General features: G+C 69.5%; 26 protein-coding genes. 12 read left to right on the forward strand and 14 right to left on the reverse strand.

What is annotated here, in order from left to right; translation table 11 throughout:
* Window positions 1-135 precede the first annotated feature (135 nt).
* From ACZ7KI_RS30395 to ACZ7KI_RS30410, 4 genes are read right to left on the reverse strand one after another with little or no spacing between them, the layout of a single operon-like run.
* Window positions 136-2,313: a transglutaminase TgpA family protein gene (locus ACZ7KI_RS30395; RefSeq protein WP_470276489.1), complete on the reverse strand. Its 2,178-nt coding sequence runs from the start codon at window positions 2,311-2,313 to the stop codon at window positions 136-138.
* Complete coding sequence (locus ACZ7KI_RS30400) at window positions 2,310-3,452, reverse strand: DUF58 domain-containing protein (protein ID WP_470276490.1); 1,143 nt, start codon at window positions 3,450-3,452, stop codon at window positions 2,310-2,312. The genes ACZ7KI_RS30395 and ACZ7KI_RS30400 overlap by 4 nt, the downstream gene beginning before the upstream one ends.
* Before the next feature lie 2 nt (window positions 3,453-3,454).
* Complete coding sequence (locus tag ACZ7KI_RS30405; RefSeq protein WP_465501459.1) at window positions 3,455-4,408, reverse strand: AAA family ATPase; 954 nt, start codon at window positions 4,406-4,408, stop codon at window positions 3,455-3,457.
* Window positions 4,405-6,555 carry a fibronectin type III domain-containing protein gene (locus tag ACZ7KI_RS30410; protein ID WP_470276491.1) on the reverse strand — a complete coding sequence of 717 codons (2,151 nt, stop codon included), beginning with the start codon at window positions 6,553-6,555 and terminating at the stop codon, window positions 4,405-4,407. Before ACZ7KI_RS30410 ends, ACZ7KI_RS30405 begins: the two co-directional genes overlap by 4 nt.
* A gap of 128 nt (window positions 6,556-6,683) precedes the next feature.
* Here ACZ7KI_RS30410 and ACZ7KI_RS30415 point away from each other — a divergent pair, with 128 nt between their 5' ends.
* The 3 genes from ACZ7KI_RS30415 (at window position 6,684) to ACZ7KI_RS30425 (ending at window position 9,110) form a co-directional block, all read left to right on the forward strand.
* Complete coding sequence (locus ACZ7KI_RS30415; RefSeq protein ID WP_470276492.1) at window positions 6,684-8,000, forward strand: type VII secretion protein EccE; 1,317 nt, start codon at window positions 6,684-6,686, stop codon at window positions 7,998-8,000.
* Between the two features lie 57 nt (window positions 8,001-8,057).
* Window positions 8,058-8,876, forward strand: coding sequence for a hypothetical protein (locus ACZ7KI_RS30420; protein WP_470276493.1), 819 nt, complete (start codon window positions 8,058-8,060; stop codon window positions 8,874-8,876).
* A gap of 108 nt (window positions 8,877-8,984) precedes the next feature.
* Window positions 8,985-9,110: a hypothetical protein gene (locus tag ACZ7KI_RS30425; protein ID WP_007031507.1), complete on the forward strand. Its 126-nt coding sequence runs from the start codon at window positions 8,985-8,987 to the stop codon at window positions 9,108-9,110.
* Between the two features lie 349 nt (window positions 9,111-9,459).
* Here ACZ7KI_RS30425 and ACZ7KI_RS30430 read toward each other — a convergent pair whose 3' ends face one another.
* Together ACZ7KI_RS30430 and ACZ7KI_RS30435 are read right to left on the reverse strand one after the other, a co-directional pair.
* Entirely contained in the window at window positions 9,460-10,296 is an 837-nt protein-coding gene (locus tag ACZ7KI_RS30430; RefSeq protein WP_470276494.1) for a DUF4097 family beta strand repeat-containing protein, read from the reverse strand.
* A 121-nt stretch (window positions 10,297-10,417) separates the two neighbouring features.
* A complete protein-coding gene (locus ACZ7KI_RS30435; RefSeq protein ID WP_470276495.1) occupies window positions 10,418-11,032 on the reverse strand; it encodes an HSP18 transcriptional regulator in 615 nt (204 codons plus the stop codon).
* Between the two features lie 106 nt (window positions 11,033-11,138).
* On the opposite strand from ACZ7KI_RS30435, the gene ACZ7KI_RS30440 reads away from it, so the two are divergent.
* The 4 genes from ACZ7KI_RS30440 to ACZ7KI_RS30455 all read left to right on the forward strand — a co-directional run bounded on the left by ACZ7KI_RS30440 (window position 11,139) and on the right by ACZ7KI_RS30455 (window position 12,740).
* Window positions 11,139-11,579 (forward strand): Hsp20/alpha crystallin family protein, encoded by a 441-nt coding sequence (locus ACZ7KI_RS30440; RefSeq protein WP_470276496.1) that lies wholly within the window; start codon window positions 11,139-11,141, stop codon window positions 11,577-11,579.
* 84 nt (window positions 11,580-11,663) lie between these two features.
* Window positions 11,664-12,083, forward strand: coding sequence for a DUF6292 family protein (locus ACZ7KI_RS30445; RefSeq protein ID WP_470276593.1), 420 nt, complete (start codon window positions 11,664-11,666; stop codon window positions 12,081-12,083).
* A gap of 10 nt (window positions 12,084-12,093) precedes the next feature.
* Window positions 12,094-12,216 (forward strand): hypothetical protein, encoded by a 123-nt coding sequence (locus tag ACZ7KI_RS30450; RefSeq protein ID WP_470276497.1) that lies wholly within the window; start codon window positions 12,094-12,096, stop codon window positions 12,214-12,216.
* Window positions 12,217-12,263: 47 nt separating this feature from the next.
* Entirely contained in the window at window positions 12,264-12,740 is a 477-nt protein-coding gene (locus ACZ7KI_RS30455) for an aspartate racemase/maleate isomerase family protein (protein ID WP_470276594.1), read from the forward strand.
* A gap of 7 nt (window positions 12,741-12,747) precedes the next feature.
* Here the strand turns inward: ACZ7KI_RS30455 and ACZ7KI_RS30460 are convergent, their stop codons facing one another.
* Window positions 12,748-13,611: a SigB/SigF/SigG family RNA polymerase sigma factor gene (locus ACZ7KI_RS30460; RefSeq protein ID WP_470276498.1), complete on the reverse strand. Its 864-nt coding sequence runs from the start codon at window positions 13,609-13,611 to the stop codon at window positions 12,748-12,750.
* Window positions 13,612-13,823: 212 nt separating this feature from the next.
* Between ACZ7KI_RS30460 and ACZ7KI_RS30465 the strand changes: the two genes are divergently transcribed.
* Window positions 13,824-14,156: a plasmid stabilization protein gene (locus tag ACZ7KI_RS30465; RefSeq protein WP_465501449.1), complete on the forward strand. Its 333-nt coding sequence runs from the start codon at window positions 13,824-13,826 to the stop codon at window positions 14,154-14,156.
* 4 nt (window positions 14,157-14,160) lie between these two features.
* On the opposite strand, the gene ACZ7KI_RS30470 is transcribed toward ACZ7KI_RS30465, so the two are convergent.
* Window positions 14,161-14,502: an STAS domain-containing protein gene (locus tag ACZ7KI_RS30470; protein ID WP_470276499.1), complete on the reverse strand. Its 342-nt coding sequence runs from the start codon at window positions 14,500-14,502 to the stop codon at window positions 14,161-14,163.
* A 78-nt stretch (window positions 14,503-14,580) separates the two neighbouring features.
* On the opposite strand from ACZ7KI_RS30470, the gene ACZ7KI_RS30475 reads away from it, so the two are divergent.
* Together ACZ7KI_RS30475 and ACZ7KI_RS30480 are read left to right on the forward strand one after the other, a co-directional pair.
* On the forward strand, window positions 14,581-14,958 hold the full coding sequence (locus tag ACZ7KI_RS30475; RefSeq protein ID WP_470276500.1) for a VOC family protein: 378 nt from the start codon (window positions 14,581-14,583) through the stop codon (window positions 14,956-14,958).
* A 15-nt stretch (window positions 14,959-14,973) separates the two neighbouring features.
* Complete coding sequence (locus tag ACZ7KI_RS30480) at window positions 14,974-15,765, forward strand: ANTAR domain-containing protein (protein WP_470276501.1); 792 nt, start codon at window positions 14,974-14,976, stop codon at window positions 15,763-15,765.
* 52 nt (window positions 15,766-15,817) lie between these two features.
* On the opposite strand, the gene katG is transcribed toward ACZ7KI_RS30480, so the two are convergent.
* The 5 genes from katG to ACZ7KI_RS30505 are packed head-to-tail and all read right to left on the reverse strand — an operon-like array spanning window position 15,818 to window position 21,209.
* On the reverse strand, window positions 15,818-18,052 hold the full coding sequence (gene katG / locus ACZ7KI_RS30485; RefSeq protein ID WP_470276502.1) for a catalase/peroxidase HPI: 2,235 nt from the start codon (window positions 18,050-18,052) through the stop codon (window positions 15,818-15,820).
* Window positions 18,053-18,075: 23 nt separating this feature from the next.
* Entirely contained in the window at window positions 18,076-18,501 is a 426-nt protein-coding gene (locus ACZ7KI_RS30490; RefSeq protein ID WP_465461097.1) for a Fur family transcriptional regulator, read from the reverse strand.
* A gap of 59 nt (window positions 18,502-18,560) precedes the next feature.
* Entirely contained in the window at window positions 18,561-19,424 is an 864-nt protein-coding gene (gene ligD, locus ACZ7KI_RS30495) for a non-homologous end-joining DNA ligase (protein WP_470276503.1), read from the reverse strand.
* Window positions 19,421-20,374 carry a non-homologous end-joining DNA ligase gene (ligD, locus tag ACZ7KI_RS30500; protein ID WP_470276504.1) on the reverse strand — a complete coding sequence of 318 codons (954 nt, stop codon included), beginning with the start codon at window positions 20,372-20,374 and terminating at the stop codon, window positions 19,421-19,423. Before ligD (ACZ7KI_RS30500) ends, ligD (ACZ7KI_RS30495) begins: the two co-directional genes overlap by 4 nt.
* Before the next feature lie 49 nt (window positions 20,375-20,423).
* Entirely contained in the window at window positions 20,424-21,209 is a 786-nt protein-coding gene (locus ACZ7KI_RS30505; RefSeq protein ID WP_470276505.1) for an ATP-binding protein, read from the reverse strand.
* Window positions 21,210-21,346: 137 nt separating this feature from the next.
* On the opposite strand from ACZ7KI_RS30505, the gene mbp1 reads away from it, so the two are divergent.
* Complete coding sequence (gene mbp1 / locus ACZ7KI_RS30510; protein ID WP_470276506.1) at window positions 21,347-21,583, forward strand: microaggregate-binding protein 1; 237 nt, start codon at window positions 21,347-21,349, stop codon at window positions 21,581-21,583.
* A gap of 130 nt (window positions 21,584-21,713) precedes the next feature.
* Here mbp1 and ACZ7KI_RS30515 read toward each other — a convergent pair whose 3' ends face one another.
* Entirely contained in the window at window positions 21,714-21,944 is a 231-nt protein-coding gene (locus ACZ7KI_RS30515) for a hypothetical protein (protein WP_208616240.1), read from the reverse strand.
* Window positions 21,945-22,231: 287 nt separating this feature from the next.
* On the opposite strand from ACZ7KI_RS30515, the gene ACZ7KI_RS30520 reads away from it, so the two are divergent.
* A complete protein-coding gene (locus ACZ7KI_RS30520; protein ID WP_470276507.1) occupies window positions 22,232-22,993 on the forward strand; it encodes a hypothetical protein in 762 nt (253 codons plus the stop codon).
* The last annotated feature ends 14 nt before the right edge of the window (window positions 22,994-23,007 follow it).

Genomic DNA, 23,007 nt, shown 5'->3' on the forward strand with positions numbered 1-23,007 from the left:
CCTGATCCTCCGTTGATCAAGCTCCACGACCGGCACATGCGGCCCCGCGACAGTGCAGGAATAGTCGCCTGACCTGCAAGACCGCGACTTTGCCGAGACCCTGCCTTGATCGTAGGGAAGGAGGCCTTCACGGACTTACTCGCGCGTTCCCTTGCCTTTCACCGGCACCAGGGTCCGCGGCTCGAGTGCCGCCAGCACCCGAGCCGCGAACGGTCTGGTGGCCAGCCCCTTGCGCACCTCGCCGACCTCCTGCCAGGCCCGCCGGACGGCGCCGTCGCCGACCGGGACCCCGGACCACAGCGTCACGTCCAGCACCTTGGCCAGCCTGGCGACCGGCTCGCGGATCCCTTCGCCGGCGAGTGAACCCGCCGATTCCGCGAGATCGCGCGGGGTCATCCCGATCCGGAACGGCACCCCGTGCGCGCGCAACCGGTCGCGGATCTCGTCCCAGGCGCCGAGCACGCCCTCCTCGCCGGTCCGGCGGCGACGTCGGCGAGCGCGGACGGCCTTGGCCATCGGGACACCGGCGAGCCAGCCGAGTCCTAAAAGGACGATCGCGGCGGCGAGCGCCACCCACCACCAGGCCGCGCCGGCGTCGGCGCTCTGGTCTTCGGGCGCGTCCGGCGGGGTGCCCGGCGGCAGCTGCGGCGGCCGCAGTTCCTGTTCGGCGGGCAGCTGTGCCCTCGCCTTGGCGACCGCCTTGCCGGGACCGGCCTGCTCCTGCCCCGCCCTGCCCGCGCCGGCGGTCGGGTCGAGCGCGACCCAGCCCGCGCCGTCGACCGCGACCTCGGGCCACGCCAGGACATCGCGGTTGCGGACGACGTTCATCCCGCCGTCGGTCTCCGCCGAACCGCGGAACCCGACGACCAGCCGCGCCGGGATACCGCTCATCCGCGCCAAGACCACGTACGCGGCGGCGAACTGTTCGCTCGTCCCCCGTTTGCTCTCCAGCAGGAAGTTCCGCAACTGCGGCCAGCCGTGCCCGGTCGGCAGATCCTCCTTGCCCACCGCGACCTGATAGTTCTTGCCGAGGAAGCGCTCCAGCTGCAACGCGGACTGGAACGTCGGGCGCAGACCACGCACGGCGTCCTTGGCCACCTGCTCGACCTCCGGCGGCACCGCACCGAGACCGCCGAGCCCACCCGGAGCCCGCGCGTCGACCTCCCCCGCGCCGAGGTCGACCTCGGGCGAGGACCAGTTGAGCCGGTAGTTCCGCGCCGGACCCGCCGACGGCGAGTCCATCAGCAAAGTGCCCGCGTCCTGGTCCACCAACGGCGTCAGGCCGTCGACACCGGTGAGATCCGCGTGGCTCGGCAGCCAGGGTCCCGCGAGCCCGCGCACCCGGAGTTCGGCGGAGCCCACCGCACCTTCCGGCGCGCCGTCGAGACCCGCGCCGAGCCGCCGGAACCGGGAGTCGGCCAGCCAGTTCGCGCCGTCGAAACCGTTCAGCACGACCAAGCGCCACTGGTCGACAGGGAGGTCGCTGCGGTAGCGGAACACCTCCTCGTCCGGCCGGGTGAGCCGCTGGGCGATCTCGTCGAGCGGATTGCCGATCCTGCTCCGCGGCGGCGGCGCGGCTTGGGTGTCCTTGAGCGTCAGCGGATCGCGGCCGACCGGATCGAGTCCGGCGAGCGCGACGGCCCCCGCAATGAGGGCGACCACAGTGGACAGTGCGGGCCAGACCGCCGATCCCGTCAACCGCCACGAGAACCGCGGCCCGCCGGGTGCCCTGTTCACCGCCGAGGTGCGACGGCTCGTCCACAGCAGAAGCCCGGCGGGCACCGCGTAGCCCAGTGCCGCCGCCACCGCGACGACACCGGTCAACGCCTGGTACGCCTGCGCGAGCCCGGCGACAGCCAGGCTCGGTACCAGCGCCACCAGCGGTTTCTTCAGGCGCAGCACCAATTCCACGCCGAGGACGACAGCGAGCAACACCGTCAGCGGGACGAACAGCAGTTGTTCCGGGACGGGCCGCGCCGGCCAGGTGGACTGCAGGGTGAGCTGCCAGCCCTCGGTGAATCCGCGCGCCACCCCCCGCAACGAAGCCACCGTGGGCAGGAAGGCGAGCGTGGTCGAGGTCAGCACCGTCTCGATCAAGCCGAGAATGCCGAGCAGCGCCACGAGCAAAGGCCGGAAGGGGGCCAGCTTCGGGAACTTCGCGGCCAGTTCGACGCAGCCATAGCCGACGACGGCGACCACGAGTACCGGAACGAGTAACGACTTGATGCCGAACACCGGCGCGAACAGCAGTCCCGCGACCGCGGTCGCGCCGAGGAGCCCGGCGACCGCGAGCCGGTCGAATCCCGCGCTCATGCCGTCCCCGCCAAGGAATTCCCCTTGGTCGAATTCCACTGTGCCGCGGCACCGGCGGCGTCGACCGCGATGATCAGACCGCTGGAACCGGCCGACGGCCTGAGGTCACCGAGCCGGATCACCGTGTCCGGCCGCCAGCGTGCGGCGTGGCCGAGGTCGGCGTCCGGGCCGGTGATCACGACCAGTACCCCACCGGGGCGGGGAGCGGCGGCCAGCACCGAGGGCAGCAGCGGCGCGTTGTCGGCGGCGTCCTGGGTGACGAGCGCGAGTTCGTCCAGCAACGTCCTCGCCGCGCGCACCCCGCTGTCGGTCAGGGTGTCGGCGCCCGTCGCGGTGATGAACCTGCAGTGCTGCCCGGCGGACGCCGACGCGTAGAACAGCGAGGCGGCCACCTCTACGGCCTCCTCGAAAACGACCGGGCTCATCGCCGAACGTCGCGTGTCGAGTACAGCGGTGAACCGCGGCTGAGCCGGATCGGCGTATTCGCGCACCATGAGCCGTCCGGTCCGAGCACTCGCCTTCCAGTGCAGATGCCGGACCTCGTCACCGACCACGTACTCGCGCACCGCGCGCAGATCCGCCGAACCACGCAGCGGCGGGTCGGTGATCGGGCCTTCGTGGTGGTGCCGCGGATGGCCTGCCTGCGCCGGACGCACCGCGTGCCGTCGCGGGTGGACCCACAACCACGCGGTACCGCCGACGGTCTGATCGCCGCGGGCGAGGTCGAACAGATCCGGCCGGTGCACCACGAGCGGGCCGACCCGCAGCTTTCCGCGAACCGTCGTCGGCAGCTCGTAGTGGTACGTCGCTTCCGTGCCGGGGGCGAGCGGGCGGACACGCAGCCGATGCGTTTCGGCGCCGATCCCGTCCCCCGCGGCGAATCCTCCATGCCGGCGCGAGCCGGTGTTGCGGACGACGAGTGAGGCCAGCGCGGGCTTCCCGCGTTCGACCCGGTCCGGCTGGACGGTCCGGCCGATCTCCACCTTCGGCCGGAACCTGGTGGTGGCCAAGGCGATCAGCACCGCGCCCGCCGCGATCCCCGCGAAGGCACGGAAGAAGGTGTACCCGGCCAGCTCGCCGACGGCGTAGAACCCGGCGGCGAAGGCGAGCACGATGACGCCGCGGCGAGTGAGCCGCACGTCTACCGCCCCATCGCGGCCATGGGAGCCGCTGTCGCACCCAGGATTTCGTCGACGATCTCGGCGGTCCGCCGCTGGTTGAGTTCCGCGTCGGGCGTCAGCACGAGACGATGGTCGAGTACCGGGTGCGCGACGTCCTTGACGTCGTCCGGGGTGACGAAATCGCGGCCGTAGGTGGCGCCGAGTGCCTGTGCCGCCCGGATCAGCGCGATACTGCCGCGCGGGCTCGCGCCGTAGCGGACGTCCGGATGCGATCGGCTCGCCGCGGCGAGGCGGACCGCGTAATTGACGATTTCCGGTGCCAGATGGGACTTCCGGACCTCGTCGATCACCCGCTGGACGTCTCCGATGCTCAGCACCGGCTTCAGTTCGTCCGGGGTCACTCCGGCACAGTCGCCCATCACCACGCGCATCTCGGACTCGAGATCCGGGTAGCCGACGGAAATACGCATGAGGAAGCGGTCCAGCTGGGCTTCGGGCAGCCGGTAGGTGCCTTCCAGCTCGATCGGGTTCTGCGTGGCCACCACGAGGAACGGCCGCGGCACGGCCTGGCCGACCGAATCGACGGTCACCCGGCGCTCGGCCATCACCTCCAGCAGCGCGGCCTGCGTTTTCGGGGTACCGCGGTTGATCTCGTCGGCCAGTACCACGTTGGCGAAGATCCCGCCGGGGTGGAACTGGAACCGCTCGTTGTTCTGGTGGTAGACCATCACGCCGGTGATGTCGCCGGGCAGCAGGTCGGGGGTGAACTGGATGCGGTTCCAGCGGCCGCCGATGCTGGCGGCGAGGCAGCGCGCGATCGTCGTCTTCCCGACGCCGGGCACATCCTCCATCAGCAGATGTCCCTCGGCGAAGAGCGCCGCGACGGTGAGGCGGACGACTTCGGGCTTGCCGCGCACCACCGATTGCACGTTTTCGGCGATCTGCTCGTAGGCGACCCTGGGTGTGAGTGTCACAGAACTTCCTTGTCCTTCCGTCGGCGCAAGCCGACCAACGCTAGCGGGCCGAACCAGAACAGCGCGCCGCCGTTCACCGTCGGCACTCCCTGCCAGTTGTCAGACGCGGTGCCCGCGGAGGTCTTGATGGTGGCCGAGACCGGGATGGAGCCGATCCAGGTGACGTTCTGGATGGTCAGGGTCGCGGCTCCGGAGCAGGCCGTCGCCTTGGACTTCGTGCCCAAGAATTCCGCCTGACAGGTCGCGGACCCGCCCTTGCCGTCGGCTTTCACGGAAACGAGCAGCGAGCCGTCCTTGCTCCGTACACCGGTGATGGTGATCGTCGGTGGCCCCGTGGCCACCGGCACGGTGACCTTTTTGCTGCCGGCGGCCCCGGTGAGCGTGGGTCCCGAACCGAACTTCGTGACCGCGCGGACCGTGACGGTGGCCGCCCCGGTGACCCCGGTGAATTCCGTGGAGGTGGCCGAAAGCGTGCGCTCTCCCTTGCCCGTGGCGCTCACCAGATAGTGCACCAGCGTGCCGCCCCGGAGGTCGGGTTTGGTCCAGCTCACCGAGACCTTGCCGTCGGCACCGGCGTTCGCGGTGACGACCGGGGCTCCCGCCGGTTTACCGGCCGGCACCGGGGTCGCCCTGGCGCTGGCACCCGCTCCGATACCGGCCGAATTCTCCGCGACCACGGTGATCACGTACGCGGTTCCGTTCGCCAGCCCGAAAACGGTGGCCCCGCGCGCCGATCCGCCGACCCGCATGGATCCGCCGGACCAGGTCAGCCGGTAGCCGGTGACCCGCGCGCCGTTGTCGGCGGCCGGGCTCCACGAGACCTTGATCGAACCGTCCCCGGCGGTCGCGCCCACGTTCCGCGGCGCGCCGGGCGGGGTCGCCTTCGCCACCGGTGGCGGGAGGACCTTCTTCGTGTTCGGCGGCGGCTGCTGTGGCTGTTGGGGTTGTTGTGGCTGCTGTGGTGGTGCTTCGTTGCCGGGCTGCGGCTCCGGATCGGGCGCCGGTTCGCCCGCGGTCTGGCTGTTGGCGGCCTTGTCGACGTCGACGTCGAGCACCTTGCCGTCGTCACCGTTGACGACCAGCACATGCGAACCGTCGGAGCTGTCGACGTAGATCCGGTTGTCCTCACCCTTGGCCAGCCGCGGCGGCGTGCCCTGCCCGGGCACCTTCGTGGTGGCCTTGAGCGTGCCGCCGCCGTCGTAGGTCAGCACCTCGCCGCGGGTTTCGTCGACCATGGCGACGACGTTCGACGACGAGACCGGGCCGTTGAACCGGCTGCCCTTGGTCAGCTCGACCGAAATCGGTTTCGCGGACGGGCGGTCCTGGTCGAGGCCGCTGATGTCGATCAGGTGGAGCTGGTTGCGCTCCGGGTCGGCGATGGCCAGCCGGTCACCGACCGCGCTGTTGGCCACCTGCGCCGACGGCGAGAGCTTGATGCCGAGGGGAAGGCCCTCCCCGAGCCCGCCCCGGCCGACGCGGTGGAGGCTGTCGCCGGTGGTGTCGAGCACGACCGGCCGGTCGTCGACCAGCGTGAGCCCTCCGGTGTGTCCCGGCGGGAGATGCGCGGTGCAGGTCAGGACGGCGGCGCCCTTCGGCAGTTCGCAGAGGGAGCCGTTGTCGACGCGGTGCACCCACACCGTGCCGTCGGCGGTCGCGACCGGCCGGGACAGTGGCCCCCCTGCGGGCACCGTCGCGGTCGGGTCGCCGAGCCGCACGATCTGGCCGGCGTTGCGGTAGACCAGGTACGGGCCGCCCGCGATCTCCAGCACGAACGGCGTCTCCGGCGCGGGCGGCGGAGTGGACTCCTCCACGCTCAAGGTCGCCTTGTCGAACTCCGTGATGCGGTTCCGCTCGACGACGTAACCCGAATCGTCCCCCTGGACGACCTGGCTGCCGCGTTCGGCGCCGGGCACGCTCGCGCGCGCGTCGACGCGGTTGGTCGAGCCGTCGACGTGGAACGCCGACTGGGCGGCGTCGTTGTAGACCCAGTGACCGACCTGGACGAACTCCAGCCCGTCCGTGGTCGACGCCTGCCCCGTCACGGCCAGGCCGACCAGCGCCAGGCAGCCCGCGACCACCAGCGCCACGGCCGCCCGGGTCCGCGCCACCACGCTGAACCGCTTCGTGCCCTGCTCCTCGGTGTTCACGCGATCAAGCTAGAGACCGACCATGAAATTTCGATGAAACCGCCCGTCCCGGGCTTGGCGGCTCGTGTCATCGAAACCTCATGTTCGCCCGGCACGCTCGGGCGGACACTGTGTGAGGAGGCTCGACGATGTCCGATCCCGGCGCGGCCAGGACGGGCGGGCGGTTCACCGCGCCGCCCCCGCCGCTTCCCCGGCTGGCACCGGCCGTACCGCGGCCCGTCGCCCCGCCGGACCCGCTCGCCTACGCCGCGCCCGCCGCACGGGCCGCGGCGCGCGAGGCCGCACTCGCCGCACTCGCCGCCGCTCGCCAGACCGAGCAACGGCCGTCCTGGCAGGCCGCTCCCGCACCGGTGCACGGCGCGCCGCCCCCGGCTCCGCGCCCGAATCCGCCCGCGCCCGCCCCAGTACGGCGTCCCGGCCGCTTCGGCGGTATCGGCGTACCGCAGATCGTCTGCTGGCAGCTCGTCCTCGTCGCGCTCGTCCTGGTGGCGGGGCGGCCATGGCCGCTGGCGGCGGCGGTGATCACCGCGGCGGTGGTGACCGTGGCGCTGACGGCAGTGCGGATTCGCGGACGCTGGCTCTACGAATGGCTCGGTTCGGCGTCGGGATACCTGACGCGCGACCGCGACCGGGATCTCCGGAACGCGGGCGAGGCGGGCCGGGCGTTGCTCCGCCTGCTGTCGCCCGAAGCGGCGGGGATCACCGGCGAGATCGGCGACGAGACGGTGTTCATGGTCAGCCGCGCCGAGGGGATCACCGCGGTGCTGCAACCGAAATCCGCCGCTCGCGAGCGGCAGCTGCCGTCTCCGGAGACGTTGCTGCCGCCGGGAGAACAGGCTTTGGACGCCGCCGCGCAGATCATCCAGCACACCGGCGCGGACCGCTCGCGGCCACCACGCGGCTGGGTCGCGCTGCAGGCGCTGCGCACGGTCGACGTCCACCGTGACGCCGATGTGCGGCAGGCACTCGGGAACACGGTCCGGCGCGTGCGGCGGCAGCTCCGTCGCGACGGGCTGCCGGTGCGGGCGCTCGCCGAGAACGAGGTCCTCGGCGCACTCGCGTCGCTGGCGCACGTCACGGCGGGCCGGGCGCGGATCCGGGAGGACTGGCGGTTCTGGCACAGCGGCCCGATCTGCCAGGCGACGTTCCGGATCGAGGGCTGGGCCTCGCTGTCACCCGTGCTCGCGGCCCAACTGTCGCGCCGCCTGCTCGCCGCCGCCCCGGGTGCCGCGGTGACCCTCGCCGTGACCGCGCGCCGGGGTGCCGCCGAGACCGAACCCCGGATCAGCGCGACGATCCGGGTCGCCGCCGCGGGAGCTCGTGCGGTGGACCACGCGGTGCGGGACCTGGAACTCGCCGCCCGCCGGGCAGGGCTCACCCTGGACCGGCTCGACGGCAGGCACGCCAGGGGGGTGGCCGCCACGTTGCCGATCGGGGTCAGTTGAGTACGACGAGCCGGTCCAGTGTCGAAACATCCGAGTATCCGCAGGAGGACAGCGCACATGAACCACAGCCAGCCCGGCCCGTCTGGACAGCAGCCCCAGTACGGCGCCGCTCCGGGCGGCTTCCCGGCTCCGCCGCCCGCCCCCAAGAAGAAGACGGGCCTGATCGTCACGGTCGTGGTCGCCGCCCTCGCGGTGATCGCCGGTGGCACGTATTTCGTGCTCGCCCGTGACAGCGGCGAGGTGAGCAACAGCGATGTCGCCGACAGCACCAAGGGTTACCAGGTCGTCGCCCCCGCGTCGGTCAGCGACTACAGCCGGAAAGCCGACTCCCCCGGCGAACTGAATGCCGCGCAGAAGGAGAGAGCCGAGGGCCTCGGGATCAAGAACGTCCGGGGGACGTTCGGCCAGTACTACACGGAACCCATCGACCGCGACGCCCGGAACCAGCACGGCACGCGGACGGATATGGGCAATCGCCTGCACTTCCATGGTTTCTCCGGCGAGATCTCCGATCCCGCCAAGGCACTCGACAACTACTTCGCCACTGTTGAGAAGCAGGGCCTCAAGGGCAACGGGAAGATCCCCCAAGGGACTGTGATGCAGCGCGTCGGAACCGCCGAGGCGGTGAAACCGGCAGGCTTCGAAGGCGCGCTGATGAAGTGTCAGCTCATCAAGTACACCGACGCGAAAGGGACTCCGGAGGGCAATGTCAAGGAGATCGAGTTCTCCGTCTGTGCCTGGGCCGACCACTCCACCGTCGGCGGCGTTGACGTCGTCGGCTTGGCGCAGTTGACGATCGGCGGCAAGGGCCCCGCGCGGGACGAGGTCGCCGCGCTGACCGCCGAGCTCTACAAGACGGCCCGCCAGAAGGGCTGACCCGCCACGCACCGATGTGGCGATCTCGGCTGTGGCGCGCGTCACGGAATGACCGGCGATCTTCAGCGCTACAGAGAGATAAGACCCGTTCTTACCCAAGGGAGTGACATGTCCGCCACCGCCACGCCGGAAGAAACCGCTCTGGCCGTCCCCGCACTCGACGACTTCGACTTCCCGCTCACCGACGGCGCCGCTTGCCGCATCGACGACCCCGACTGCGAAGCCTGCCAGTAAGTCCGCGCGGAAGTCCGTGAAGGCCCCCTTCCCTACCTTGAGGGGGCAGGGAGTCGGCATCGTGCAGGTCGGGCACCTCTTCGTCAGGGCGCAGGCCGACGTCTCACCCGGTTGCGAAGCTTGATCAACAGAACTTCAGGGGCATGCCCCTGAAGCCGGTACACCTCGAGTGTGGAGGATTTGGGACGTTCACCGTCCCAAATCCTCCACACTCGAACCCCGCAGGCATCAGCGATGCCACATCCAGACCACCGAGAACAGTGCCGACCAGCAACTCTGCGACTTTGCCGGGCCCCTGACCTTGAGAGTAGGGAAGGAGGCCTTCACGGACTTGTGGGGTCAGCCGCCCTTAAGAAACCGCGACGGGGTGGATCACGATGTCGTCGAGCCGCGTACGGGCGTGGATCTTCACCTGCTCGTCGAACCGGCCGTGGTCCTGGACGGGCAGGGTGCTGCGCACGGTCCCCTTCGTGCTCTTCGCGTCCACCAAGGCGGAGGTGCCTTCGCTGACGCCGACCTCGATGCCGCCACCGGCGTTCGTCAGGTTCGCCTGGCCACGGGTCAGCCTGCCGATCCGGATCGGGCAGTTGCCCGTGGAGGCGAGGACGTCGCCCTCGGCGTGATCGATGTCGAAGCCGCCGCCGGAGCCGCCGAGTTCGACGTCGGACCGGGCGTGGCCGATCCAGACCTTCCCGGTCGAGCCTTCGTACTTGACGACGCCGCCGGCCTCGCCGATTCGCACTCCGGCCGAGCCGCCTTCGATGTCGGCGGTTCCGGCGATGTGCCCGATTTCGACCTCTCCGGTGGCGAGGTGCGCCCGGAGCGCGGAGACGCGGTCGAGCCGGATCCGGCCGGACGAGGTGTTCAGCTCGCAGTCGCCGAGCCGTCCCTCGGCGTGTACGTCGGTGGTCGCCGAGTTCAGAATCAGCTTGGAACCGGCGGGCACCTCGATCGTGATGGCGACGGAACCGTTCTTGTCGCCCGATTTGGTCGTCTTGATCGACAGTTCGCCGTCGGAGAAGGCGACCTTGGTGCCCTCGGCGACCTTCACGTTCGACTTGTTCGCGCCGTCGACGGGCTCGACGTGCACCACCGTGTCCGATCGCTCGCTCGCGGCGATGCGCACCCGTGCCCCGGCGGTGGTCAGGGTGGCGGTGATCGGCTCCGGCGTGGTGAAAACGGTCATGACGATGTCCCCTTGTCGTGTGATCCCTTTGCCGCTCAAGGAATTCCTGTGCGGCGGTTCGTTGTGACCACATTCGCCGACGGGACTGACACCGGGCTGACACGACACTGACACCGAAAACTCACGGCGAGGACTGGCGATCCCGCCGGTTGTCGACGGCGTCCCGCCGGACCTGATCGGTATGCGCGCCGATCTCCCCGAGCCGTTCGGCGAAGCCGGTGTGCTCGCGGGGAAGATGGGCGCGCAGGTCGGCCAGCGGCGCCAGGAGACCGGTCACGTCGTTCTCGCCGAGTGCCGTGCTGAGCCTGTCCGCGCTTTCCCTGGCCCGGGCGTTCAACCCGTCCAGCGCGCCCGCCTGTCCGGCCAATTGCCGCAGGATCGCCGAGTTACGCCGGGCCCACTCCGCCACCGCGCGATCGCCCGCCCGCCGCTCACGTTCCGCGTCGACCCGTGCCTCGCCCGTGTTCTCCCCGGTCACCGACGGCCGCAACCGCAGGAAGCGCCGCTCCGCCGCCTGACGGCTGGCGACTCCCAGCGCCGGCGCGATCGCGGTCCAGCTGGTCCCGTTCGCCCTGGCGGCCGCGATCAGCTCCGGCTCCCACGCGGCCAGTTCTTCGCGCACCGCGCGCAACGTGGTCAACGCCGCCAGCAGCCGGTCCGGCTCCGTGGCGCCGGATCGGGCCTCGGCCACGACGTCGTGCACGGTGCGCACCATCCGTGCCGGGTCTGCGTCCATAGTTGTCATCCAATCGACGACTCGGTGGTTGTCATCGTTTCGATGACATGTTAGAACAGTAGTGCGTGTTGACACCAGAGACAGTGACTCCAGGAGGTGGAACCCGATGTTGATGCGCACCGACCCGTTCCGTGAGCTGGACCGCCTCACCCAGCAGATGTTCGGCGCCGCGACCCCGGGAACGTGGTCCAAGCCGGCCACGATGCCGATGGACGCCTACCGCGACGGGGAAGAGTTCGTCGTCTGCTTCGACCTTCCCGGCGTCGCCGCCGACGCGATCGAGCTGGACATCGAACGCAACGTCCTGACCGTCAAGGCGGAACGGCGGCCGACCCCCGGCAAAGACGTGCAAATGCAGGTTTCCGAACGCCCGCTGGGGGTGTTCTCCCGTCAGCTGTTCCTCGGCGACGCCCTCGACACCGAGCGCATCGCGGCCGACTACCAGGCCGGCGTGCTGACCCTGCGCATCCCGATCGCCGAGAAGGCCAAGCCCCGGCGCATCGAAATCACCGGCGCCGACACCGACCGCAAGGAGATCCAGGCCTGAGCACGCCGTCCGGTCCGGGGCCGCCGCGCCCCGGGCCGGACGGCCGAGGAAGGAAAGGGCAGCTCGTTGACCGCCACGCTCACCATGCCGGTCCGCAACCCCCACCCCGCCCTCGACGCCGTGTGGGGATACCTCGCCGAGGTCACCGGCGCGCTCGGTGTCGGCCTCGAATCCTGCACCGTCGACCACGACAGCCCCGTCTCGGCCTACGTCGCGCTCGACGAGCGGCTCCCCGGCCACCCCGACCGCGACGTCGCCCTGCTGTGGGACGAAATCCACGGCTGGGCCGCGGCGATCGAGACCCACTCCGGCGAGGACCTGATCGTCCTTCGCTACCTCGGCGGGAAGAGCGTCGTCCCGCCGCCCGCGCGGGTCTCGAGGTTCGTCAAGGCCTTGCGCGAAGACGACCACGGCCTCGGTCGGCTCACGCCGCCGTCGCTGCGCACGGCGTCCGGTCTGGCCGACCTCCAAACCGTTCTCGACAGGCGCGCCTGCCCGGTGTAGAGGTGGCCGGATGAGCACACCGTCAAAGCAGCGACGGATCGGCTTGCTGTACCCGACCAGAGACTGCGGTGAGGATGATTTCCTCGCACTGGCGGGAAAACTGGACCCGGCCGTCGCCGTGGACTTCGCCTAGGTGCCGTCGTCAGCTGGGCCTGCTCCAGTTGCAGTTTCACGCGCGGACTGGACGGCGCGTACGAACAGGCCCGCGCACTCGGCGAACGGCTCGGCGTTCCCGCGAGCAGCACTTCGCTGGCCTTCCTCGCCGCGCTCACCCACCTCGGTGTCGATCGCGTGGCGCTCGCCTCCGTCTACCACCGCGACACGACCGCGAGCTTCGCCGGTTTCCTCGCCGAGGCCGGGGTCGCCACCGTTCATTCGGTCTCCGCCGACGCGCCGTCGGATCGGGCGCTGGCCGGTTGGGACGGCCGCCGGATCACCGAACTCGCGGCCGCCGCCGATCACGCCGGAGCGCGAGCCGTGCTCGTCCCGGAGACCGCCTTGCATACGACACCGCTGCTGGACGACCTCGAACGTGCTCTCGGCAAGCCCGTGCTGACGGCCACCGCGGTCACCCTCTGGGATGCCCTGCGCCGGATCGGCACTTCACCGATCCGGCGCGGAGGGCTCGGCACGCTGTTCGCGGGCGAGCGTGGATGACCGAGACTCAAGCCTCGGAGCCGTCGAGGCGACGGCGCAGCTCGTGCAGGGTCTTCGTGAGCAACCGGGAGACGTGCATCTGGGAGATACCGATCCGCTCGGCGATCTGCGACTGGGTCAGACCGTCGAAGAAGCGCATCGTGACGATCGCCCGCTCCCGTTCCGGCAGCCGGTTCAGCAGCGGGACCACGGTGTGGCGGTCCTCGATGAGTTCGAAGCGGGAATCCAGCTCCCCCACCACGTCGGACAGCGGAACCGAACCTTCGCCGTCGTTGACGGGCCGGTCCAGCGACGACGTCTGGTAGCTGTTCGCGGCGAGGAGGCCTTCGCGGACGGTATCGACGTCGAGGTCGAGGTGCCCGGCGAGTTCGGTGGGTGTCGGCGCGCGGCCGAGAAGCTGGGTGAGTTCCGTGGTTCCCCGCGACAGCCGGGTGCGCAGTTCCTGCATTCCGCGCGGGACGTGCACCGCCCAGCCGGTGTCGCGGAAGAAACGCCGTACCTCACCCATCACCGTCGGCACCGCGTAGGCCAGGAACTCCCCGCCCTGCTCGGGATCGAACCGGTCCACGGCCTTCAGCAGCCCGACCCGGGCCACCTGTACGAGGTCTTCCCTGGGCTGGCCGCGTCCGCTGAACCGCACCGCGATGTGTTCGGCGATCGGCAAGAGTTCGAGGATGAGCCGTTCGCGCAGTTCTCCCCGCCGCGGGTGATCGGCGGGCAAGGCCGCCAGTTCCTCGAACAGGGGGCGGCAGTGTGAATAGTCGTCACTACGCCGCGTCCGACGGCCCGCTGGGCCGCGAGGCGCGGGAAGCGGCGGTTCCTCTCTCAGAATGGGTTCGACGAGTTCCTCCATCAGGGACGGCATGTTCATCGGTCCCTTCGTCCCACGTGGACACGCGTGGGCCCCAAGCGCACCCCGGTGCTCAACGCCGGCATGGATCCACTCCCATCGTCTTCGTCTCCCTCGTAATACCCGGAGGTCGGGTCCCGCAAACACGCTCACGGCAGGCACCCTGGGCGGGTGACGTCACGGTTTGCCGGTGCGCCGAGGGGGTATCCGCAGGTCAAGACGAAGGAGGAGCGATGCCGGAACAGAGCTGGAGCGACAAGCGAGAACGGCAGTACAAGCACATCAAGTCCTCGCAGAAGAAGCGCGGGGCGAGCACTGACCGGGCCGAGGAGATCGCCGCGCGCACGGTCAACAAGAACCGTGCGCAGTCCGGCGAATCCCGCACCGCGAGCAAGAGTTCGACGCGGGACACTTCACCGCAGAAGCGTGGCGGCAAGCGCTCCGGCAACCGCCAGGGCCCCGGCGGGCCGACCAAGGACCAGCTCTACAACGAGGCGAAGAAGCGCAACATCAAGGGCCGCTCCAGCATGACCAAGAAGGAGCTGCAGAACGCCTTGGGCCGCTGAATCCCTAGTCGGCGATCGTCAAGGTCGCCAACAGGCCGGTGAGTTCGATGGCCCGACGCACCACCTTGGACGGCCGGATACTCAGCGCGATACCCGACTCCGTGCAGTAGCGGTTCAGCTGGATCAACACCGACAGGCCCGAGGAGTCACAGAATCCGACGGCGGTCATGTCGATCACCGCGGCGCCGGGCCGCCTTTCCAGCAGCTCGAGGGCCTTCGCCCGAAGCCGTGGGCTGCTCGCGGCGTCGACATCGCCCGCCACCTCGATGGTGATGGCATCGTGCGGGTGCTCCGCCGCGGTCACGGCGAGTGGTGCGGGCTGCGCGGCCTCGGTGTCGAACGCCATTCCACGACGGTAAAAGGCCGGTGGCCGCCTCGCAACCGTCAGGCCCGGGCGGCGGGCTGTCGCTGCTAATCTCGCGCCATGGCCTGCCGCATCACCGAACTGGTCCTCGATTGCGCCGATCCGGTCCGCATGGCGGAGTTCTGGTGCGAGGTACTCGGTTACGTCGAACTCGGCAAAGAGGGCGCCGACATCGAGATCGGCCCGCCCGGAACCGGATTCGGCGGCCCGCAACCCACCTTGGTCCTCAGCCTCAGCGAAGACCCCAAGCCCGGCAAACTGCCCCTGCACATCGACGTCAGCCCCACCGACCGCGATCAGGACGCGGAACTGGAGCGGTTGCTCGCCGCGGGGGCGCGGAAGGCCGACATCGGCCAGACCGGGTCCGAGTCGTGGCATGTACTCGCCGATCCCGAAGGCAACGTGTTCTGTCTGCTTCGCCGTCGGGTCGAACCCTGAACTGGACGGTGCCCGATGACAGATGAACGACTATGGCAGCTCGACAAGACCGCGTTCGCTTCCGCCGACGGCTCCGGCCCGGTCGCGCCGGGCCCGTTGTCCGAGCAGTTCGTCGAACTCACTCGCCTGTTGCTGACAGCCTCGACGCCGGCACAGGTCCTGCAACAGGTCATCGACGCCGCGTACCGCGTGGTCCCGGGCGCGGATCTGGTGTCGGTCACCCTCCGGGCACCGGACGGGACCTTCCACACGCCGGTCGCGACCGAGAAGGTGGCCGTGGAGCTCGACGCGGTCCAGTACCGCGCCGGAACGGGACCCTGCGTCGACGCCGCCGCCAGCGAGAGCCCCGGCCACGTCCGTAGCGACGACTTGGCGCACGAGACGAGGTGGCCCGAGTTCTCCCGGGCGACGGTGCGGCACGGTTTCACCGCGATCCTGTCGACCGTGCTGCTGCCCGAAGCGACTCCGCCCCGGCTTCCCGGGGCGTTGAACATCTACAGCCGCCGCCCGGACGCCCTCGGTCCGGTCGCCCAGGACACCGCGCTGCTGCTGGCCACGCACGGCTCGCTCGCGCTCGCGAGCACCAGCGCCGTGAACCGGGCGGACCTGGAGGCGCGCCATCTGCGGCGTGCCATCGAATCCCGCGACGTGATCGGCCAGGCCAAAGGGATTCTCATGCAGCGGCGCGGGCTGACCGCCGACGAGGCCTTCGACCTGCTGCGCCGCACTTCCCAGGATCTCAACGTCAAACTCGCCGAGCTCGCGAGCACCCTCGCCGCCCGGCATACGGAGCTCGACGGCCACTGAAATCGCGAACGGGCCCGGCCGAAGGATCGGCCGGGCCCGTCGACGTCTCGACTCAGTCGAGGTCGAACCGGTCGAGTTCCATGACCTTGGTCCAAGCCGCGGCGAAGTCGGCGGCGAACTTCTCACGGCCGCTCTGGCCCGAGTAGACCTCGGAGAGCGCGCGCAGCTGCGAGTTGGAGCCGAAGACAAGGTCGACCGCGGTGGCGGTCCACTTCACCGCGTCCGTGGCGGCGTCGCGGATCTCGTACACGTTCTCCTCGGACTCCGACACCTTCCACCGGGTCCCCGGCGAGAGCAGGTTGGTGAAGAAGTCGTTGGTGAGCACACCGGGCCGGTCGGTGAGAACACCGTGCCGGCTGCCACCGAAGTTGATCCCGAGCGAGCGCAGGCCACCGACGAGGACGGTCATCTCGGGCGCCGTCAGGTCGAGCATGTAGGCACGCTCGACGAGCAGGACCTCCGGCTGGAGCTTCTCGCCGGACCGCAGGTAGTTGCGGAACCCGTCGGCACGCGGTTCGAGCAGCTTGAACGACTCGACGTCGGTGTCGTCCTGCGTCGCGTCGGTGCGCCCCGGGTGGAACGGCACGGTCACCTCGGTGCCCGCGTCGCGCGCCGCCTTCTCGACGGCGGCCGAACCCGCCAGGACGATCAGGTCGGCCAGCGAGATCTTGGCGCCGCCGGCGTCGTTGAACTCGCGCTGGATGCCCTCCAGAGTCTCCAGGACACTCGCGAGCTGCTTGGGTTCGTTGACCTCCCAGTCGCGCTGGGGCGCGAGGCGGATCCGGGCGCCGTTGGCGCCGCCACGCTTGTCGGTGGAGCGGAAGCTCGCCGCGGCCGCCCACGCGGTGGTGACCAGCTGGGCGACGGTGAGACCGGATTCGAGCACCTTCGCCTTGAGCGCGGCGATGTCGGCGTCACCCACGAGATCGTGGTCGACCTCCGGCACCGGGTCCTGCCACAGCTGCGGTTCGGGGACCCACGGTCCCAGGAAGCGGCTGACCGGGCCCATGTCGCGGTGCAGCAGCTTGTACCAGGCCTTGGCGAACGCCAGTGCGAACTCGTCCGGGTTCTCCAGGAAGCGGCGCGAGATCTTCTCGTACGTCGGGTCGACGCGCAGCGCCAAGTCCGTCGTGAGCATGGTCGGCTTGTGCTTCTTGGCCGGGTCGTGCGCGTCCGGGATGATCGCCTCGGCGTCCTTGGCGACGTACTGCTTGGCACCACCGGGGCTCGTGGTGAGCTCCCACTCGTAGCCGAAGAGGATCTCGAAGAAGCGGTTGCTCCACTGCGTCGGCTTGTCGGTCCAGGTCACCTCGAGGCCACTGGTGATCGCGTCGGCGCCCTTGCCGCTGCCGTGGGTGCTCAGCCAGCCGAGGCCCTGCGCCTCGATCGGGGCGGCTTCGGGCTCCGGGCCCACGTGGTCGTCGGCGATGGCGGCGCCGTGGGTCTTGCCGAAGGTGTGGCCGCCCGCGATGAGCGCGACGGTCTCCTCGTCGTTCATCGCCATCCGGGCGAAGGTCTCCCGGATGAAATGCGCGGCGGCCGCCGGGTCCGCGTTACCGCGAGGTCCCTCGGGGTTGACGTAGATGAGGCCCATCTCGGTGGCGCCGACGTCGGGCACCATCTCCGTGTCGCCGGCATAACGCTCGTCACCCAGCCAGGTGTCTTCCGGACCCCAGAAGATCTCCTCGGGCTCCCAGGTGTCCTCTCGGCCGAAACCGAAGCCGAACGTCTTGAAGCCCATCGACTCCAAGGCGACGTTGCCCGCGAGCACGAGCAGGTCGGCCCACGAGATCTGCTGGCCGTACTTCTCCTTGACCGGCCACAGCAGGCGCCGTGCCTTGTCCAGGTTGGCGTTGTCGGGCCAGCTGTTGAGCGGCGCGAACCGCTGAGCGCCGTCACCGGCCCCGCCACGGCCGTCGTGGATGCGATAGGTACCGGCGGCGTGCCAGCTCATCCGGATCATCAGACCGCCGTAGTGGCCGAAGTCGGCGGGCCACCAGTCCTGCGAGGTGGTGAGCACCTCGGTGATGTCGCGTTTGAGGGCTTCGACGTCGAGCTTGGCGAACTCCTTGGCGTAGCTGAAGTTCTCACCGAGCGGGTTGGACTTCGAGGAGTGGGCGTGCAGCACCGAGAGGTCGAGCTGGTTGGGCCACCAGTCCTTGTTGGTGCGCGGACGGCCACCCGACTTCGGCGTCGGCGAGTCGATCGCCGGGTTCTCGCTCTCGCTTCCGTGCGCGGTCACGGAGTCGTGGGCCACCGGGCAGCCCTTGTCCGGGGTGTCGCTCATTTACTTCCTTCCGAGCAGGCGAATCATCGCTGGATGGGTTCGGCCGCGCAGCCAGGGCAAAGACCCCAGTAGACGACCTCCGCCTCGTCGACCACGAAACCGTGGCCGTCCGAGGCGGTCAGACAGGGGGCGTGGCCGACGGCGCAATCGACGTCCTCGATCGCGCCGCAGGAACGGCACACGACGTGGTGGTGGTTGTCCCCCACCCGGGTTTCATAGCGGGCGAGCGCACCGGCCGGCTGGATACGCCGGACCAGGCCGGTTTCGGTGAGCGCGCGCAGGACGTCGTACACCGCCTGGTGCGAGACCGTGGGAAGTTCGGCCCGCACCAGCGCGATCACCGTTTCGGTATCGACGTGCGGGTGGTCGCGCAGCGCGGCGAGCACGGCCAACCTCGGCCGGGTCACGCGCAACGAGACGGCCCGCAGCTGTGCCTCGAAGTCCGACATCACCGACGACGATAAGAGCTTGTCTGGAATCGGTCAAATCAGGGCGGGCAATTCACCCGTCACGGGCCGAGTTCCGCGAGCGCGGCCTTCGCCGATCCGGCGTGGTCGGCGATGTCCCGCCACGGATCGTCCTTACGGGACAGTCGCCGCCGGAGTTTCGCCGGGTCCCAGCCGTCCGGCGACGCCTTGCCGAGTTCTCGCCACTCGATCGGGGTGGCCACCGCCGCACCCGGCCTCGCCCGGAGTGAATACGGCGCGACGAACGTCTGCGCGTAGCCGTTCCGGTTGGCGTCGAGGAAGATCCGCTCGCCTCGGTTGTCCTTGCGCTGGGCGGTGGTGAGCCGTTCGGGGTCGGCTTCGGCGACCCTGTCGGCGATCCGGCGCGACAGGGTCAGCACGGTGTCGGTGTCGGATCCGGCGTCGAGCGGCGCGACCACATGGAAGCCGCGGCCACCCGTCGTCTGGACGAACGCCGTCAGCCCCGACTCGGTGAAGCGGTCACGGATCCGGCGAGCGGTCTCGCGCAGGGCGCTCACCGGGATGCCGTCCGGCGGGTCGAGGTCGAGGACGATCCGATCGGGGCGGTCCGGCGCGTCCACTGTGGACAGCCAGACGTGGAACTCCAGTGTGCCCTGGCCGACCAGGTACAGCAGCGTGTCGACGTCCTCGCAGAGCACGTATTCGTCGGTGCCACCGTCCTGGCGAGGCACCCTTCCGACGCGGATCCAGTCCGGGAAATGCTTGCCGGGGTGTTTCTGGAACCACCCTTCACCGTCGATACCGTCCGGAAACCGGCGCAGGGTCAACGGCCTGCCCCGCAGATGCGGGAGCATCGCGCCGGCGACCGTTCGATAGTGCTCGGCGACGTCCGCCTTGGTCAGCCCGTCGGCGGGGTAGAACACCTTGTCCCCATGAGCGATCATGGCCCCTCCCGTACCACGTCGGCCGGTTTCTTGTCGGTGCGCAGGCCGAGGAACCTCGGATGCCGGAGGCGGCCGTCCCTTGTCCACTCGGAGAAACCGATCTGCCCGACCAGTTCCGGGCGAACCCAGTGCACTCCGCGTTCGCGGACCGGGTCCGCGAACGACGGCTCCGCCGTCCCGAGTTCGCTGAGCCTCGCGTGCAGGGACGTCAGCAGGTTCTCGTCGAAGCCCGTGCCGACCTTTCCGGCGTAGCGCAAGCCCACGTCGTCGTAGTAGCCCAGCAGCAGCGCGCCGAAGCGGTCACGGGAGCCCTGTGGATCGGTATAGCCGCCGATGACGAATTCCTGGCCCCGCGCGCACTTGAACTTGAGCCAGTCCGGCGTTCGACCGGATCGGTAAGGCGAGTCGGCGCGTTTCGCGATCAGCCCTTCCCAGCCTTTTCGACAAGCCTGCTCGAAGAATTCCTCGCCGTCGCGGTTCCGGTGCGCCGAGAGCCGCAGCGGGTCCCGGAACTCGAACACGTTCCGTAACAGCGACTTCCGCTCGCGCAGCGGCATCGCCGCCACGTCGGTCCCGTCGTGATGAAGTAGGTCGAACAGGTAGTAATAGACCTTGACGCCGGTCGCGCGAGCACGCTCCGGGCTCGTGAGGTGGATACGGGGCTGAAGAGCGGCGAAACTGGTGGCGGCGCCGTCGAACGCGACGATCTCGCCGTCGGCGACGAATCGAGGCCCGCCCTGGTCGGCCAGCGCCTCCACGATCTCGGGGAAGGCGGCGTCCATCACCTTGTGATTGCGTGAATAAAGCGTCGGGGTGGCACCGTTCCGGACGGCGATCGCCCGGACGCCGTCGAGCTTCCGTTCGAAGATCCAGGCGTCGTCGGAGAAGCGCCGATCGGTGAGCGTGGCAAGGGTCGGCTCGCGCCAGGCAGGGCCGTTCGTTCGAGCCATCGTTCACCTCCGTCCCAGGGGTGTTCCCTGATCAAGACGGCGTAAACGTTCATGGTCCGCCGCGCGCCCAGTCACCCATACGACGCCATGGCGGGCCGCGCACGTTCAACACGGCCCAGACGACCTTCCCGCCCCACCAGGACCGGCTGCAGCCCCAAACGCGTGCCGTCTCGGCGACCAGTCTCAGTCCCATCCCCGGCACGCCCGCGTTCCGCCGTTCCAGCAGCACGGCCTCGTGCGGGTCGTCGTCGGCGACGGAAACGGACAGCGATCCGCGGCGCAGCTCCAGCTTGAGTTTCGGCCGCGAAACGGTGTGCCGGATCGTGTTCTCCACGAGTTCGGTCGCGATCAGCGCCACGTCGTCGGCGTACTCGGTCAGCCGCCACTCCTCGCAGATCCGGGCGACGAAGCGCCGGGCGAGCGCGGAAGCGACGTCCGTGGCGACGAGATCCTGCACCGCCTGCCGCCGCGGCGGATGATCCCGTTCCCGTTCGGCTGTCACGACATCGGGGTGAACGGCCACGAACCTGTCGACAGCCGTGGACACCAGCAGCACTCGGTGTGCCGGCGAGGAGGAGACGATCGCGAACGGGATTCCCGGCCAGTCGCTGATCCGGCGGGCGATCACCGCGAACACGTTCACCAGCGAACGGTCGCGGATGGTGAGCCCGTCGATGTCGGCGATCACGAACTCCGGAGATCCGGTGGCGACCTTCAAGAGCCCGTCACGCAGTTGAGAGCAGTTGGCCCGATTCAGCCTGCCGGTCACCGTGAGCACCGTCGACTCCGGGCGGCTCTCCGGTACCAGCAGTAGTTCACCGCCGGTAGCGCTCATCAGGCTGGTCCCATACTCCGGGGTAACCCGGATCACGTAACCCAAACGTGGCCGCCGCATAGTCGTCCCGATTCCGGGTACTCGCCGACCGGGCCCGAAAACACGCGGCCCCACGACACACCCTCAAGGAGGCGCAGATGACCGACCGAAGCGACGCGTCCGCCGAAGGCGTCAAGGGCGCCGTCGAGGACATCAAGGGCAAGGTCAAGGAGACCGCCGGCACCTTCACCGGCAACGACTCGCTGGAGCGCGAAGGCAAGGCACAGCAGGAGAAGGCGTCCGCGCAGGAGAAGGTCTCCGAAAAGGAGACACAGGCGGACCGCGCGAGGGCCGAGGCCGATCTGGCCGAGGCACGCGAGCGCAAGGAACAGTAGCCGCGTAGCCCGCACGCACAGCGGGGAGCCGCCGGGCGGTCCGCCCGGCGGCTCCCCGCGCCCTCGATTTGTTCCAGTACGACCGATGCCCGACACGGACCTGCCGTGCCGGGCATCTCTTTCGCGTCCGCTACTGGGACAAGCGGCTGGCCAAAAGCTTCTTGCCCTGTTCGGCACCCTTGCGGCTCTCCTCTTGCGCGCGGCGGAAGAATCCGGCCAGTTCCTCATCCCCGTCGCGGTCCGCGTCCTTCGCGTAGGCCTCCATGCGCAGCGCGTTGGACAGGCAGGCCTCGGTGAACCAAATGAGGTTGTAGTGCTTGTCCTTGGTGCCGGTGATCTCGCCGGTCTCGGTGTGCGTCACGATCGCTCCTTTCCTCTCAGACTTTCTCCCGAACCGACCGCGTACCCGGCATCGGCCGGTTTCATGCCGGACCGGCGCCGGAATTTCGATGCTGAACTCATTCAGCCCAGTCGCCCGATAATGCCGCTACGAATTCCGCACCGTCGAATAGCGGCTCGGTATCTATTTCCGGCCGACAGGAGTAGGGTCGGAATCGGTCGTTTCATCGACCACCGATGACCGCTTTCCAGCGGGACGTTTGAGCTTCTTGCTCCTCCACCATCGGTCTCGGATCCAGGAAAGTCGAAATGCGACACAATCGCACTGTTTCCACCCTTGCCGGCGCCATGGTCCTCGCGGCCGGATCGGCCGTTCTCCTGCCCCTTCCGGCGCAGGCCCGTACCGAATCCGTCGCCTGCACCGAAGCGGCGTTGATCACCGCGCTCGACGCGGCCAACGCGGCAGGCGGGGGCACCGTCACCTTGACCCCTGGCTGCACCTACACCCTCACCGCCGCTCATGGTGACGACGGCGTGCACGGCCCGGCCGGGCTTCCGATCATCACCACGCCCATCACCCTCGACGGCAACGCCAACACCATCACCCGCGCCTCGTCCGCGGCCGCGTTCCGCATCGGCCAGGTCGCTTCCACCGGGGGCATCACACTCAAGGCGGTCACCTTCGGCAACGGCCACGCGGCCACCGCAGGCAGCAACGACGGCGGCGGCATTCTCAGCTTCGGCGCGGTGACCCTCACCGGAAGCGCGTTGTCCGGCAACACCGCCAACGGCCGAGGCGGAGCCTTGTCCAGCAGCGGAACCTCGTCTGCGGCGACGTTCACCAGCAGCACGGTCGACGGCAACACCGCCGGTCAGGGTGGCGGTATCGCGAGTGTGAACGGGACGCTCACCCTCACCAGCAGCGTGGTCACCTCCAACGCGGCGACGACGAATCCCGGCGGGATCTATTACGCGGCGGGTTCGGCGAGCTTGAACACCTCCACGGTGACAGCCAACACCGCGACCAACTGCACGGGCAGCCCCTCGCCGGTCCCCGGCTGCATCGGATGACTTTCCGTTCTTTC

This window comes from Amycolatopsis sp. NPDC039088 (genome assembly GCF_055598845.1).